The organism is Thauera aromatica, from assembly GCF_023093595.1.
Lineage (GTDB): Bacteria > Pseudomonadota > Gammaproteobacteria > Burkholderiales > Rhodocyclaceae > Thauera > Thauera aromatica_A.
The window spans coordinates 23,267-36,134 of the sequence record NZ_JALLIK010000088.1; the positions used below are offsets into that span (position 1 = coordinate 23,267).

Annotated in this window: 20 protein-coding genes; 1 reads left to right on the forward strand and 19 read right to left on the reverse strand. The window is 64.1% G+C overall.

Annotation, left to right across the window (positions count from 1 at the left end; genetic code table 11):
- Positions 1 to 98 precede the first annotated feature (98 nt).
- On the forward strand, positions 99 to 2,984 hold the full coding sequence (uvrA, locus tag MXC99_RS04975; RefSeq protein ID WP_247724437.1) for an excinuclease ABC subunit UvrA: 2,886 nt from the start codon (positions 99 to 101) through the stop codon (positions 2,982 to 2,984).
- Here uvrA and galE read toward each other — a convergent pair.
- The 19 genes from galE to rplN form a co-directional block, all read right to left on the reverse strand.
- Positions 2,945 to 3,991: a UDP-glucose 4-epimerase GalE gene (galE, locus tag MXC99_RS04980; RefSeq protein ID WP_247724438.1), complete on the reverse strand. Its 1,047-nt coding sequence runs from the start codon at positions 3,989 to 3,991 to the stop codon at positions 2,945 to 2,947. The genes uvrA and galE overlap by 40 nt on opposite strands.
- Before the next feature lie 100 nt (positions 3,992 to 4,091).
- Positions 4,092 to 4,490, reverse strand: coding sequence for a 50S ribosomal protein L17 (rplQ, locus tag MXC99_RS04985; protein ID WP_247724439.1), 399 nt, complete (start codon positions 4,488 to 4,490; stop codon positions 4,092 to 4,094).
- A 25-nt stretch (positions 4,491 to 4,515) separates the two neighbouring features.
- Positions 4,516 to 5,496 carry a DNA-directed RNA polymerase subunit alpha gene (locus MXC99_RS04990; protein ID WP_432654233.1) on the reverse strand — a complete coding sequence of 327 codons (981 nt, stop codon included), beginning with the start codon at positions 5,494 to 5,496 and terminating at the stop codon, positions 4,516 to 4,518.
- Between the two features lie 39 nt (positions 5,497 to 5,535).
- Positions 5,536 to 6,165, reverse strand: a complete 630-nt coding sequence (gene rpsD, locus MXC99_RS04995) for a 30S ribosomal protein S4 (RefSeq protein WP_107221680.1) — start codon at positions 6,163 to 6,165, stop codon at positions 5,536 to 5,538.
- A 14-nt stretch (positions 6,166 to 6,179) separates the two neighbouring features.
- Entirely contained in the window at positions 6,180 to 6,569 is a 390-nt protein-coding gene (gene rpsK / locus MXC99_RS05000) for a 30S ribosomal protein S11 (protein ID WP_002931621.1), read from the reverse strand.
- A 12-nt stretch (positions 6,570 to 6,581) separates the two neighbouring features.
- On the reverse strand, positions 6,582 to 6,944 hold the full coding sequence (rpsM, locus tag MXC99_RS05005; protein ID WP_075148084.1) for a 30S ribosomal protein S13: 363 nt from the start codon (positions 6,942 to 6,944) through the stop codon (positions 6,582 to 6,584).
- Positions 6,945 to 6,997: 53 nt separating this feature from the next.
- Positions 6,998 to 7,111 (reverse strand): 50S ribosomal protein L36, encoded by a 114-nt coding sequence (gene rpmJ, locus MXC99_RS05010; protein ID WP_075148083.1) that lies wholly within the window; start codon positions 7,109 to 7,111, stop codon positions 6,998 to 7,000.
- Between the two features lie 25 nt (positions 7,112 to 7,136).
- Positions 7,137 to 7,355, reverse strand: a complete 219-nt coding sequence (infA, locus tag MXC99_RS05015; protein WP_075148082.1) for a translation initiation factor IF-1 — start codon at positions 7,353 to 7,355, stop codon at positions 7,137 to 7,139.
- A 4-nt stretch (positions 7,356 to 7,359) separates the two neighbouring features.
- A complete protein-coding gene (gene secY / locus MXC99_RS05020; protein ID WP_247724441.1) occupies positions 7,360 to 8,685 on the reverse strand; it encodes a preprotein translocase subunit SecY in 1,326 nt (441 codons plus the stop codon).
- Positions 8,686 to 8,700: 15 nt separating this feature from the next.
- Positions 8,701 to 9,138, reverse strand: a complete 438-nt coding sequence (rplO, locus tag MXC99_RS05025) for a 50S ribosomal protein L15 (protein WP_075148080.1) — start codon at positions 9,136 to 9,138, stop codon at positions 8,701 to 8,703.
- Between the two features lies 1 nt (position 9,139).
- On the reverse strand, positions 9,140 to 9,322 hold the full coding sequence (gene rpmD / locus MXC99_RS05030) for a 50S ribosomal protein L30 (protein ID WP_075148079.1): 183 nt from the start codon (positions 9,320 to 9,322) through the stop codon (positions 9,140 to 9,142).
- A 3-nt stretch (positions 9,323 to 9,325) separates the two neighbouring features.
- Positions 9,326 to 9,850 carry a 30S ribosomal protein S5 gene (gene rpsE / locus MXC99_RS05035; RefSeq protein ID WP_107221682.1) on the reverse strand — a complete coding sequence of 175 codons (525 nt, stop codon included), beginning with the start codon at positions 9,848 to 9,850 and terminating at the stop codon, positions 9,326 to 9,328.
- Positions 9,851 to 9,862: 12 nt separating this feature from the next.
- A complete protein-coding gene (gene rplR, locus MXC99_RS05040) occupies positions 9,863 to 10,216 on the reverse strand; it encodes a 50S ribosomal protein L18 (RefSeq protein ID WP_075148077.1) in 354 nt (117 codons plus the stop codon).
- Positions 10,217 to 10,227: 11 nt separating this feature from the next.
- On the reverse strand, positions 10,228 to 10,761 hold the full coding sequence (gene rplF / locus MXC99_RS05045; protein ID WP_247724442.1) for a 50S ribosomal protein L6: 534 nt from the start codon (positions 10,759 to 10,761) through the stop codon (positions 10,228 to 10,230).
- Positions 10,762 to 10,771: 10 nt separating this feature from the next.
- The gene (gene rpsH / locus MXC99_RS05050) at positions 10,772 to 11,167 is read right to left on the reverse strand and encodes a 30S ribosomal protein S8 (RefSeq protein WP_107221684.1); all 396 of its coding nucleotides are present in this window, start codon (positions 11,165 to 11,167) and stop codon (positions 10,772 to 10,774) included.
- 13 nt (positions 11,168 to 11,180) lie between these two features.
- The gene (rpsN, locus tag MXC99_RS05055) at positions 11,181 to 11,486 is read right to left on the reverse strand and encodes a 30S ribosomal protein S14 (RefSeq protein ID WP_107221685.1); all 306 of its coding nucleotides are present in this window, start codon (positions 11,484 to 11,486) and stop codon (positions 11,181 to 11,183) included.
- A 7-nt stretch (positions 11,487 to 11,493) separates the two neighbouring features.
- Positions 11,494 to 12,033: a 50S ribosomal protein L5 gene (gene rplE / locus MXC99_RS05060; protein ID WP_247724443.1), complete on the reverse strand. Its 540-nt coding sequence runs from the start codon at positions 12,031 to 12,033 to the stop codon at positions 11,494 to 11,496.
- A gap of 9 nt (positions 12,034 to 12,042) precedes the next feature.
- A complete protein-coding gene (gene rplX, locus MXC99_RS05065; protein WP_107221687.1) occupies positions 12,043 to 12,360 on the reverse strand; it encodes a 50S ribosomal protein L24 in 318 nt (105 codons plus the stop codon).
- 11 nt (positions 12,361 to 12,371) lie between these two features.
- A complete protein-coding gene (rplN, locus tag MXC99_RS05070; protein ID WP_075148071.1) occupies positions 12,372 to 12,740 on the reverse strand; it encodes a 50S ribosomal protein L14 in 369 nt (122 codons plus the stop codon).
- Between the last annotated feature and the right edge of the window lie 128 nt (positions 12,741 to 12,868).

Sequence of the window (12,868 nt, forward strand, 5' to 3'; positions counted from 1 at the left end):
GGCGCACCTCGCCGTGCCCTCCTCCGCATTCGCTCACGGTTGGCTGCACGCTGCCTTCTCTCGTATAGTCGGGCGTCCACTTCCAGCCAGGCGCCTTCATGGACGAAATCCGCATCCGCGGTGCCCGCACCCACAATCTCAAGAACATCAGCATCGATCTGCCGCGCAACCGGCTGACCGTGATCACCGGCCTGTCGGGTTCGGGCAAGTCCTCGCTGGCCTTCGATACCCTGTACGCCGAAGGCCAGCGCCGCTACGTCGAGTCGCTGTCGGCCTACGCGCGCCAGTTCCTGCAGCTGATGGAAAAACCGGACGTGGACCTGATCGAAGGGCTGTCGCCGGCAATCTCGATCGAACAGAAGGCGACCAGCCACAATCCACGCTCGACGGTGGGCACCGTCACCGAAATCCACGACTACCTGCGCCTGCTCTACGCCCGCACCGGGACCCCGCACTGCCCCGAACACCCCGAGCACGCGCTGGAGGCGCAGAGCGTGGCGCAGATGGTCGACCACGTGCTGGCCCTGCCGGAGGAGACCCGGCTGATGATCCTCGCCCCGGTCGTCAGCGAGCGCAAGGGCGAGCAGCACGAACTGTTCGCCGAGCTGCGCGCGCAAGGCTTCGTGCGCGTGCGGGTCGATGGCCAGGTGCACGAGCTCGATGCACTGCCGGCGCTGGAGAAAAGCCGCCGCCACACTATCGAGGTGGTGATCGATCGCCTCAAAGTGCGCCCCGAACTGCGCAGCCGCCTCGCCGAATCCTTCGAGACCGCGCTCACTCATGCCGATGGCCGGGCGCTCGCGGTCGAGATGGACAGCGCCCGCGAACACCTGTTTTCCGCCCGCTTCGCCTGCCCGGTGTGCGGCTTCGCGTTGGCCGAGCTCGAACCCCGCCTGTTCTCGTTCAACAATCCGGCCGGCGCCTGCCCGCAGTGCGACGGCCTCGGCCAGGTCGAATACTTCGACCCGATACGCGTGGTGGCGCATCCCGAGCTGTCGCTGGCCGCGGGCGCGATCCGCGGCTGGGACCGGCGCAACCAGTTCTACTTCCAGATGCTCGCGAGCCTCGCCGCGCACTACCGCTTCGACATCGAGACGGCATTCGAGGCGCTGCCGGAGAAGATCCGCGAAGTGGTGCTGTTCGGCTCCGGGCGCGACAAGATCGCGTTCCGCTACATGGCGGACAATGGCCGCATGGTGCTCAAGGAACATGCTTTCGAGGGCATCATCCCCAACCTCGAACGCCGCCTGCGCGAAACCGACTCGACGGCGGTGCGCGAGGAACTGGGCAAGTACCGTGCGACCCGCGCCTGCCCGGGCTGCAGCGGCAGCCGCCTGCGCGCCGAAGCCCGCCACGTGCAGATCGGCGGGCGCGCCCTGCATGAGATCGGCCGTTTGCCGTTGGGCCAGTGCCAGCGCTTCTTCGCCGGGCTGCAGCTCGCCGGCGCGCGCGCCCGGGTCGCGGACAAGATCGTCAAGGAAGTCTCCGACCGCCTCGGCTTCCTGATCAATGTCGGTCTCGACTACCTGTCGCTCGAGCGCTCCGCCGACACCCTGTCCGGCGGCGAGGCGCAGCGCATCCGCCTGGCGAGCCAGATCGGCTCCGGCCTCACCGGCGTCATGTACGTCCTCGACGAGCCGTCGATCGGCCTGCATCAGCGCGACAACGACCGCCTGCTGGCCACCCTCGGGCAGTTGCGCGACCTCGGCAACACCGTGATCGTGGTCGAGCATGACGAGGACGCGATCCGCAGCGCCGACTACCTCGTCGACATGGGGCCGGGTGCGGGCGCCCACGGGGGTCACATCGTCGCCCACGGCACTCCCGCCGAAGTGATCGCCAACCCGGCCTCGGTGACCGGCGACTACCTTGCCGGGCGGCGCGCGATCGCCCTTCCGGCGCGGCGCACGGCGCCCGATCCGGGACGTCGGCTGCGCATCGTCGGCGCGCGCGGCAACAACTTGAAGGACGTCACGGTGGATCTTCCCGGCGGCCTGTTCACCTGCGTCACCGGGGTGTCCGGCTCGGGCAAATCGACGCTCGTCAACGACACCCTCGCCGCGGCCGCAGCACGTCGCCTGTACGGTTCCGCCGTCGAGGCGGCAGTGCACGACGACATCGCCGGCCTCGACGCCTTCGACAAGGTGATCAGCGTCGATCAGTCACCGATCGGGCGCACGCCGCGCTCCAACCCGGCGACCTACACCGGCCTGCTGACGCCGATCCGCGAGCTGTTCGCCGGCGTTTCCGAAGCGCGCGCACGCGGCTACGGGCCGGGGCGTTTTTCCTTCAACGTGCGCGGCGGACGCTGCGAGGCCTGCCAGGGCGACGGCCTGATCAAGGTCGAGATGCACTTCCTGCCCGACATGTACGTACCCTGCGACATCTGCCACGGCAAGCGCTACAACCGCGAGACCCTGGAAATCCGCTACAAGGGCCGCAGCATCCACGACGTGCTGGAAATGACCGTCGAGCAGGCGCAGGATTTCTTCCGCCCGGTGCCGGCGGTGGCGCGTAAACTCGACACCCTGGTGGACGTGGGCCTGGGCTACATCCGCCTCGGCCAGAGCGCGACCACGCTGTCGGGAGGCGAGGCCCAGCGGGTGAAGCTCGCGCTCGAACTCTCCAAGCGCGACACCGGGCGCACCCTCTACATCCTGGACGAACCGACCACCGGCCTCCACTTCCAGGACATCGAACTGCTGCTGAAGGTGCTCCACCGCCTGCGCGACCATGGAAACACCATCGTCGTCATCGAGCACAACCTCGACGTCATCAAGACCGCGGACTGGATCATCGACATGGGGCCGGAGGGCGGCGACGGCGGTGGGCGGGTGGTGTGCCAGGGCACTCCGGACGAGGTCGCCGCCGCTCACGACAGCCACACCGGGCGCTATCTGCGCCGTCTGCTCGAGGCGCGTGGGCGCGCCGCAGGCGATCCCGCCTACACTCCGTCTTCCGGGGAAAGCGCGGCGCCCCGGTAGCCCTGCGGGTTCCGCCGCTGCCAGCGCCAGGCATCCTCGCACATTGCCGCGAGGTCGCGTACCGCGCGCCAGCCCAGCACCGCCTCGGCACGTGCAGGATCGGCCCAGCAGGCGGCGACGTCGCCCGCACGCCGGGCGACGACGTCATACGGCACTGCCTGCCCCGACGCCCGCTCGAAGGCACGGACCATTTCCAGCACGCTGTAGCCGCGCCCTGTTCCCAGATTCAGCGTTGTGGCTCCGGGTAGGTGGTCGATTTTCTCCAGCGCACGCAGATGGCCCTGCGCCAGATCCACCACGTGGATGTAGTCACGCACACCGGTACCGTCGGGAGTGGGATAGTCGTCGCCGAACACCTGCAGGCGGGGACGGCGGCCCACCGCGACCTGGCTGACGAAGGGCATCAGGTTGTTCGGCAACCCTTCGGGGTCCTCGCCGATGTGCCCGCTCGGATGGGCGCCGACCGGATTGAAATAGCGCAGCAGGACAATGTTCCAGCGCGGGTCCGAAGCGGCCAGATCGCGCAGGATCTGCTCGCCCATCAGCTTGGTCCAGCCGTAGGGGTTGGTCGCGGAAGTGGGCGCATCCTCGGTAACGGGCATCGGCGCCGAAGCGCCATACACCGTCGCCGACGAACTGAACACCATCCGCCGGCAACCAGCTTCGTCCATCGCCTGAAGGACACCGAGCAGGCCCTGGAGGTTGTTGTCGTAATACGCCAACGGCTGCGCGACCGATTCGCCCACCGCCTTCCTGGCGGCGAAATGGATCACCGCCTCGATGTCGAAGGCCGCAAACACTCCGGTCAAGGCCGCCCGATCGCGCACGTCCGCCTGGACGAAACCCGCCAACGGGGCGCCGCCGATCTCCTCGACCCGGCGCACCGCCTCCCGCGAGGCGTTCGAGAGGTCATCGACGACGACGACTTCACGCCCTGCCTCGAGCAGTTCGACGCAGGTATGGGAGCCGATGTAGCCCGCTCCCCCCGTAACCAGGATCGCCCCCATGGCGGACCTCCTCCGACTCGCCCCCTGCGGGGGCCGGATTTACAGGCAAGCGAAAAAAAACCGGGCCGGGCCCGGTTCTTCGTTTGCGAGCGCCCCGAAATCAGGCCGCTTCCGCTTCTTCCACTTCGACCGCCTCGACGTCCGGACGGTCGAGCAACTCGATGTAGGCCATCGGCGCGTTGTCGCCATCGCGGAAACCGCACTTCAGGATGCGCAGGTAGCCGCCATTGCGCGTGGCGTAGCGCGGCCCCAGCTCGTCGAACAGTTTGACCACCATGTCGCGATCGCGCAGGCGGTTGAACGCGAGGCGACGATTGGACAGGCTGGGCTTCTTGCCCAGGGTGATCATCGGTTCGACCACCCGGCGCAGTTCCTTCGCCTTCGGCAGGGTCGTTTTGATGACTTCGTGGCGCAGCAGCGAGTTGGCCATGTTGCGGAACATCGCCTGGCGGTGGCTGCTGGTACGATTCAGCTTGCGAAGACCGTTACGGTGACGCATTTCAATTCCTCACTTGCCCGGCGACTCAACCGAGCTTCTCAAGCCCGGCCGGCGGCCAGTTTTCCAGTTTCATGCCAAGCGTCAGCCCGCGGGAGGCCAACACTTCCTTGATCTCGTTGAGCGACTTGCGCCCCAGGTTCGGGGTCTTCAGCAGCTCGGTCTCGGTGCGCTGGATCAGATCACCGATGTAGTAGATGTTTTCGGCTTTCAAGCAGTTCGCCGAACGCACCGTCAGCTCCAAGTCATCTACCGGACGCAGCAGCACCGGATCGATCTTCGGCTCGACCGCCGCCTGAGGCGTGGTCGGCGTGCCTTCGAGGTCGGCGAACACCGACAACTGATCCATCAGCACACGGGCGGCGAAGCGGATGGCTTCTTCCGGGTCGACCGCGCCGTTGGTCTCGATGTCGATGATCAGACGATCGAGGTCGGTGCGCTGCTCGACGCGCGCGCTTTCGACGAGGTAGCTGACGCGTCGCACCGGACCGAACGAGGCGTCGAGCACGATGTGCCCGATCGACTTGCTCTCGGCATTGGTCGGGCGAGCGTTGCCGGGAACATAGCCGCGCCCGGCCTCGACCTTGATCTGCATGTCGAGCTTGCCGCCAGGTGCCAGATGGGCGATGACGTGATCGGGATTGATGATCTCGACATCGTGACCGATCTCGATATCCCCCGCCGTCACCACCCCTTCGCCGGACTTGGCCAGACGCAGGGTGGTCTCGCTGCGGTTGTGCAGCTTGAACACCACGCCCTTCAGGTTGAGCAGCAGGTCGACGATGTCCTCGCGCACCCCGTCGAGCGTCGAATACTCGTGAAGCACGCCTTCGATCGTCACTTCCGTGGCCGCATGCCCGGGCAGGGACGACAGCAGGATGCGCCGCAGCGCATTCCCCAGCGTATGGCCGAAGCCGCGCTCGAACGGCTCCATCGTCACCCGCGCCTGGACCGGCGAGGTGCTCTGGACGTCGATGATGCGCGGTTTCAGCAGTGCATTGCTTTGCATCGGCATTCCCTCGGAACTAGAAGAGGATCCGTCTCCCGATCAGCGGGAGTACAGTTCCACGACCAGGCCTTCATTGATCGTAGCAGGCAGTTCGCTGCGTACCGGATAGGCCTTGAACACGCCCTTGCCGGCCTTGGTGTCGACTTCGAGCCACTCCGGGAAGCCACGCGAACCGGCGGCTTCGAGCGCAGCCTTGACCCGCAGGTGGTTGCGGGCACGCTCGGTCAGCTCGAGCACGTCACCCGGGCGCACCACGTACGACGGAATATTGACACGCTTGCCATTGACCAGCACGCCGTTGTGGCGCACGACCTGGCGCGCTTCGGCACGCGAAGCGCCGAAGCCCATGCGGTAGGCGACGGAGTCCAGGCGGCCTTCGAGCAGCTGGAGCAGGTTCTCGCCAGTCTGGCCGCGGCGACGGTCGGCTTCGGCATAGACCTTGCGGAACTGACGCTCGAGCACGCCGTAGAGACGGCGGATCTTCTGCTTTTCACGCAGCTGGACGCCATACCCCGACAAACGCTGACCGGAGCGCTGGCCATGCTGGCCCGGCGCATAGGCGCGACGCTCGATGGCGCACTTGTCGGTGAAACACTTTTCGCCCTTCAGAAACAGCTTTTCGCCTTCGCGACGGCACTGACGGCACTTGGGATCGAGATTACGAGCCACTTATCAACTCCTTGTCAGATACGACGCTTTTTCGGCGGACGGCAGCCGTTATGCGGGATGGGGGTGATGTCCGTGATGCTGGAAATCTTGATCCCCAGCGCATTGAGAGCGCGAACCGAAGACTCGCGCCCCGGGCCGGGGCCCTTGATACGGACTTCGAGGTTCTTGATGCCGCACTCCTGAGCGACCTTGCCCGCCGCTTCGGCCGCCACCTGGGCCGCAAACGGCGTGCTCTTGCGCGAACCCTTGAAGCCCGCGCCACCCGAAGTCGCCCACGACAGCGCGTTGCCCTGACGGTCGGTGATGGTGATGATCGTATTGTTGAAGCTCGCGTGAACGTGTGCGATGCCTTCCGCGACGTTCTTCTTGACCTTCTTACGAACCTTCGTTCCAGTCTTAGCCATTATCGGTTCCTATTACTTCTTGCCGGCGATCGCCTTGCGCGGGCCCTTGCGGGTGCGGGCGTTGGTGCGGGTACGCTGACCACGCATCGGCAGGCCACGACGATGACGAACGCCGCGATAGCAGCCCAAGTCCATCAGTCGCTTGATGTTCATGGTGACTTCACGACGCAGGTCGCCTTCGACAACGAAGCGACCGACTTCGTCACGCAGCTTCTCCATGTCCGACTCGGTCAGATCCTTGACCTTCACCGAACGCTGAATACCGGCAGCGTCGCAAATCTTTTGAGCACGCGAACGGCCGATCCCATAGATGGCGGTCAGCGCGATCTCGGCATGCTTGTGATTGGGAATGTTTACCCCAGCAATACGGGCCATCCGTCTACCCCAAAATGCGAAACATTAAATTCTAATGCCTGGCGTTGACTTGATCAACCCTGGCGCTGCTTGTGCCGCGGATCGCTGCAAATTACGCGAACCACTCCCTTGCGGCGAACGATCTTGCAATTGCGGCAGAGCCGCTTTACCGATGCCTGGACTCTCATGGTCTTGCTCCTGTTTCTCTGTTCTTCACTTGGTCCGGAAAACGATCCGGCCCTTGGTCAGGTCGTAGGGGGTGAGCTGTACGGTCACCTTGTCGCCGGGCAGGATGCGGATGTAGTGCATCCGCATTTTCCCGGAAATGTGGCCAAGGACGTAATGTCCGTTCTCGAGCCTGACGCGGAATGTCGCATTCGGGAGGTTTTCGGTCACCTCGCCCTGCATTTCAATCACATCTTCCTTCGACATGGACTTACCTGCCCGGGAAACCCGCCCCCTTGAAATTCGCCTTCTTCAGCAGACTCTCATACTGATGCGACATCACGAACGCCTGGACCTGGGCCATGAAGTCCATCGTGACCACGACGATGATCAGCAGCGAGGTGCCGCCGAAATAGAACGGGACGTTCCACTTCAGGATCAGGAACTCGGGCAGCAGGCAGACCAGGGTGATATACACCGCCCCGGCCAGCGTCAGCCGCATGAGAATCTTGTCGATGTAACGAGCGGTCTGGTCGCCGGGACGGATCCCGGGAACAAACGCACCGCTTTTCTTCAGGTTGTCCGCCGTCTCCCGGGCATTGAACACCAGTGCCGTATAGAAGAAGCAGAAGAACACGATCGCCAGCGCGTACAGCATCACGTAGATCGGCTGGCCCGGCGACAGCGTGGATGCGATGTCGCGCAACCAGTACATGCCTTCGGAAGAACCGAACCACTGCCCCAGCGTCGCCGGGAACAGGATGATGCTGGAGGCGAAGATCGGCGGAATCACGCCCGACATGTTCAGCTTCAGCGGAAGGTGCGAGCTTTGTCCGCCGTACACCTTGTTGCCGACCTGACGCTTGGCGTAATTGACCAAGATCTTGCGCTGCCCGCGCTCGACGAACACCACGAAAGCGGTCACCAGCGCCACCAGCACGCAGATGAACAGCGCAGTGAAAGGATGCATCGCACCGGTACGGACCAGTTCGAACAACCCCCCGATCGCACTCGGCAGCCCGGCGACGATCCCCGCGAAGATGATGATCGAGATGCCGTTGCCGATACCGCGCTCGGTGATCTGCTCGCCCAGCCACATCAGGAACATCGTCCCGGTCACCAGCGTCGCCAGGGTGACGAAGCGGAACATCAGCCCCGGATCGAGCACCAGGCCCGGCTGCCCTTCGAGGGCAATCGCGATCCCCAGCGATTGAGCAAAGGCAAGCAGCAGCGTCCCATAACGGGTGTACTGCGTGATCTTGCGCCTTCCGGCCTCGCCTTCCTTCTTCAGCGCCTCCAGCTGCGGCACCGCAACCGTCATCAACTGCATGATGATCGAGGCCGAGATGTAGGGCATGATGCCCAGCGCGAAGATGGTGAAGCGGGACAGCGCGCCACCCGAGAACAGGTTGAACACCCCGAGGATGCCACCCGCCTGGGACTGGAACAGTTCGGCCAGTCGCTCGGGGTCGATCCCGGGAACCGGGATATGGGCGCCGATACGGTAGACGATCAGCGCGCCCACGAGGAACAGCAGGCGACGCTTGAGGTCGCCGAACCGCCCCGTGCTTCCCAGCGTGGCAGGAGGTTTCGCCACAACCGTTTCCCTTGTTTACTCGGCCGCCACGGAACCGCCGGCGGCTTCGATCGCCGCCTTGGCACCCTGGGTAGCACCGACACCGCGCAACACAACCTTGCGGTTGATCGCCCCCGACAGCACGACCTTGGCGGACAGCGCATCCGCCGCGATCACGCCGGCCTGCTTGAGCGTCAGCAGATCGACTTCATCGACCGGGAGCTTGTCCAGTTCGGACAGGCGCACCTCGACGTTGCGCGCACGCGTCAGCGACACGAAACCGCGCTTCGGCAGGCGGCGCTGCAACGGCATCTGGCCGCCTTCGAAACCGACCTTGTGGAAACCGCCGGCGCGAGACTTCTGCCCCTTGTGGCCGCGGCCGCAGGTCTTGCCCAAGCCGCTGCCCATGCCACGACCGACGCGACGGGCGGTCTTCTTCGAACCGTCACCGGGTTTGATGGTATTCAGGCGCATTTCAACCCTCGCACTTGAGCAGGTAAGACACCTTGTTGACCATGCCCCGGACCTCGGGCGTGTCCGCCAGCTCGACCGTGTGGTTGAGCCGGCGCAGGCCGAGGCCGCGCACCGTGGCGCGGTGGGACTGCTTGGTGCCGATCACGCTCTTGACGAGCGTCACCTTGATTTTCTTGTCCGACATCGCTTACCCCAGGATTTCTTCGACGGACTTGCCGCGCTTGGCCGCAATTTCCGCCGGGGTGTTGATCGCCATCAGGCCGTTGATCGTGGCACGGACGACGTTGTACGGATTGGCAGAGCCGATGCACTTGCAGATGACGTCGGTCACGCCCATCACCTCGAAGACGGCACGCATCGGACCGCCGGCGATGATGCCGGTACCGGCCGGAGCGGGCTGCATCAACACCGAGGCGGCGCCGTGCTTGCCGACCACGGTGTGCTGCAGCGTGCCGCTTTTGAGGGACACCTTGCGCATCTTGCGACGAGCTTCATCCATCGCCTTCTGCACCGCCACCGGAACTTCGCGGGACTTGCCCTTCCCCATGCCGATGCCACCGTCGCCGTCGCCGACCACGGTCAGCGCGGCAAAGCCGAGGATACGGCCGCCCTTGACGACCTTGGTCACGCGATTGATCGCGACCATTTTCTCCTTCAGGCCGTCATCGCGCTCGTCGGAGGCTTGCGCACGTTTGGTTTGCTGCTTGGCCATACGATTCCTCGCTTAGAACTTGAGGCCGCCTTCACGGGCAGCCTCGGCCAGCGCCTTCACGCGGCCGTGATACAGGAAGCCCGAGCGGTCGAACGAGACCTGCTCGACACCGGCAGCCTTGGCGCGCTCGGCAATCAACTTGCCGACGAGCTCGGCCGCAGCCTTGTTGCCGCCGTTCGGGGCCTGGGCGCGGACATCGGCCTCGACCGTCGAAGCGGCCGCGAGCACGCGGGAACCGCACCCCGAAATGACCTGGGCGTAGATGTGGCAGTTGGACCGGAACACCGTCAGGCGAACCGCCTTGAGCTCCGCAATCTTGGCGCGAGTTTTGCGCGCACGGCGAAGACGAGTTTCTTTCTTGTTCATGACGAACCGCCTTACTTCTTCTTGGTTTCCTTGAGGACCACCACTTCGTCCGAATAACGGACGCCCTTGCCCTTGTAGGGCTCGGGAGCGCGGTAGGCACGCACCTCGGCCGCGACCTGGCCGACCTGCTGCTTGTCGATGCCTTTGATCACGACTTCGGTCTGGGTCGGAGTTTCAACCTTCACGCCGGCCGGCATCTGGTGCACGACCGGATGCGAAAAGCCCAGCGACAGGTTCAACTTGTCACCCTGAGCCTGGGCACGATAGCCCACACCGACGAGGGTCAGCTTGCGCTCGAAACCCTTCGAGACCCCGATAACCATGTTGTTCAGCAGAGCGCGCACGGTGCCCGACATCGCGCGCGCGTTGGGCACGCCGTCACGGGCCTTGCACACCAGGGCATCGCCTTCACGCTCGACGCTGACTGCGGGGCTGAGCGGCTGGATGAGTGAGCCCAACGGGCCCTTGACCGCGACCTGGGAAGCGGAAATGCTGATTTCCACCCCTTGCGGGATCACGACCGGATTCTTCGCTACACGAGACATCGTTCCCCCCTTATGCGACGAGGCAGATGACTTCGCCGCCAACGCGATTGGCGCGCGCCGAACGGTCGGTCATCACACCGCGTGGCGTGGACACGATGGCGACACCGAGGCCGTTCATCACCCGCGGCAGATCGTCGCTGCCCTTGTAGATACGCAACCCCGGACGGCTCACGCGCTCGATGCGCTCGATAACCGGACGGCCGGCGTAGTATTTCAGCGTCACGTCGAGCGAGGCCTTGCCAGCCTCATCGCGCACGGCGTAAGCGTCGATGTAACCTTCATCCTGCAACACTTTGGCGATCGCAACCTTCAGCTTCGACGAAGGCATCGAAACCGTTGCCTTCTGGGCCTGCTGGCCGTTGCGGATGCGCGTCAGCATGTCGGCGATCGGATCGGACATACTCATCTTCGAATTCTCCTTACCAGCTCGCCTTGGTCATTCCGGGCACTTCGCCACGGAACGCGATTTCGCGCAGCTTGTTGCGGCACAGACCGAACTTGCGAAAAACACCGCGCGGACGCCCGGTGAGCGCGCAACGGTTGCGCTGGCGCGTCGGATTGGCGTTGCGGGGCAGTTGCTGCAGAGCCAGGCGAGCGGCCATGCGTTCTTCCTCGGACAGGTTGCTGTCCTTGACCTGCGCGACGAGCGCTGCACGCTTGGCGGCGAACTTTTCCACCAATTTGGCACGCTTCACTTCGCGATTGATCAGAGCGAGTTTCGCCATATCACCCTCAATTCTTGAACGGGAACTTGAACGCACCGAGGAGGGCACGCGCTTCCTCGTCCGTTTTCGCCGTGGTCGTGATGCTGATGTTCATGCCGCGCAGCGCATCGATCTTGTCGTACTCGATCTCGGGGAAAATGATCTGCTCCTTGACCCCGAGGTTGTAGTTGCCACGACCATCGAAACCCTTCGCGGCGATTCCGCGGAAGTCACGCACGCGCGGCAGCGCGATCGTGATCAGGCGATCGAGGAACTCGAACATGCGCGGACCGCGCAGCGTGACCATGCACCCGATCGGATAGCCGTCACGGATCTTGAAGCCGGCGATCGACTTGCGCGCCTTGGTGGTGACCGGCTTCTGGCCAGCGATCTTGGTCATGTCGCCAACGGCATTTTCCAGGATCTTCTTGTCACCGACCGCCTCGCCAACACCCATGTTCAGAGTGATCTTGGTGATGCGCGGAACTTCCATCACGGACTTGTAGCCGAACTGCTGCTGCAGCGCCGGCGCGACTTCGTCCTTGTAAACTTGTTGCAAGCGAGCCATCGTCACTCCTTAGGCGTTCACCAGCTCGCCGTTCGACTTGAAGAAACGGACCTTGCGGCCATCTTCAAGCGTCTTGATCCCGACACGCTCACCCTTTTGGGTCGCGGGATTGAACAGCGCGACATTCGACACGTGGATCGGCATTTCCTTCTCGACGATGCCACCCACCTCACCCTTGAGCGGATTCGGACGAACATGCTTCTTCACCCGATTCACACCCTCGACCACGACGCGCTCGTCATCGACGCGGCGCAGCACGGTGCCGCGACGGCCACGATCCTTGCCCGTCAGCACCACCACTTCGTCACCCTTGCGGATCTTGTTCATCTACGGACTCCTCAGAGCACTTCGGGCGCCAGCGAGACGATCTTCATGAACCGCTCGGTGCGCAGCTCGCGCGTGACCGGCCCGAAGATACGGGTGCCGATCGGCTCGAGCTTGTTGTTCAGAAGCACGGCCGCATTGTTGTCGAACTTGATCAGCGAACCGTCAGGACGGCGAACACCCTTGGCAGTGCGCACCACGACCGCGTTATAGACGTCGCCCTTCTTGGCACGTCCGCGCGGCGCCGCATCCTTCACCGTAACCTTGATGATGTCGCCGACGCCGGCATAGCGGCGCTTCGACCCACCCAGGACCTTGATGCACATCACCGAGCGCGCACCGGAGTTGTCGGCCACGTCCAGCTTGGACTGCATTTGAATCATGAAAGTATCTCCAACTTATCCCGCATGCGCGGACAGTCTTGGAACCCGTCAGGGTAGAATGCCCCGAGCGAGCCCCGGAGCAAAGAGGCAAAAGTATAACAGCTTGGCACTACTGCGCCAAGCTGTTT

Excerpts from the sequence above, each read along its gene's own strand:
- uvrA (WP_247724437.1), top strand. The coding sequence starts at position 99 with ATGGACGAAATCCGCATCCGCGGTGCCCGCACCCACAATCTCAAGAAC.
- galE (WP_247724438.1), bottom strand. The coding sequence starts at position 3,991 with ATGGGGGCGATCCTGGTTACGGGGGGAGCGGGCTACATCGGCTCCCAT.
- rplQ (WP_247724439.1), bottom strand. The coding sequence starts at position 4,490 with ATGCGTCACCGTAACGGTCTTCGCAAGCTGAATCGTACCAGCAGCCAC.
- MXC99_RS04990 (WP_432654233.1), bottom strand. The coding sequence starts at position 5,496 with ATGCAAAGCAATGCACTGCTGAAACCGCGCATCATCGACGTCCAGAGC.
- rpsK (WP_002931621.1), bottom strand. The coding sequence starts at position 6,569 with ATGGCTAAGACTGGAACGAAGGTTCGTAAGAAGGTCAAGAAGAACGTC.
- rpsM (WP_075148084.1), bottom strand. The coding sequence starts at position 6,944 with ATGGCCCGTATTGCTGGGGTAAACATTCCCAATCACAAGCATGCCGAG.
- rpmJ (WP_075148083.1), bottom strand. The coding sequence starts at position 7,111 with ATGAGAGTCCAGGCATCGGTAAAGCGGCTCTGCCGCAATTGCAAGATC.
- infA (WP_075148082.1), bottom strand. The coding sequence starts at position 7,355 with ATGTCGAAGGAAGATGTGATTGAAATGCAGGGCGAGGTGACCGAAAAC.
- rplO (WP_075148080.1), bottom strand. The coding sequence starts at position 9,138 with ATGCGCCTGAATACCATCAAACCCGGTGACGGTTCGAAGAAGACCGCC.
- rpmD (WP_075148079.1), bottom strand. The coding sequence starts at position 9,322 with ATGTCGGACAAGAAAATCAAGGTGACGCTCGTCAAGAGCGTGATCGGC.
- rpsE (WP_107221682.1), bottom strand. The coding sequence starts at position 9,850 with ATGGCCAAGCAGCAAACCAAACGTGCGCAAGCCTCCGACGAGCGCGAT.
- rplR (WP_075148077.1), bottom strand. The coding sequence starts at position 10,216 with ATGAACAAGAAAGAAACTCGTCTTCGCCGTGCGCGCAAAACTCGCGCC.
- rplF (WP_247724442.1), bottom strand. The coding sequence starts at position 10,761 with ATGTCTCGTGTAGCGAAGAATCCGGTCGTGATCCCGCAAGGGGTGGAA.
- rpsH (WP_107221684.1), bottom strand. The coding sequence starts at position 11,167 with ATGAGTATGTCCGATCCGATCGCCGACATGCTGACGCGCATCCGCAAC.
- rpsN (WP_107221685.1), bottom strand. The coding sequence starts at position 11,486 with ATGGCGAAACTCGCTCTGATCAATCGCGAAGTGAAGCGTGCCAAATTG.
- rplE (WP_247724443.1), bottom strand. The coding sequence starts at position 12,033 with ATGGCTCGCTTGCAACAAGTTTACAAGGACGAAGTCGCGCCGGCGCTG.
- rplX (WP_107221687.1), bottom strand. The coding sequence starts at position 12,360 with ATGAACAAGATCCGCAAGGGTGACGAAGTGGTGGTGCTGACGGGCAAG.
- rplN (WP_075148071.1), bottom strand. The coding sequence starts at position 12,740 with ATGATTCAAATGCAGTCCAAGCTGGACGTGGCCGACAACTCCGGTGCG.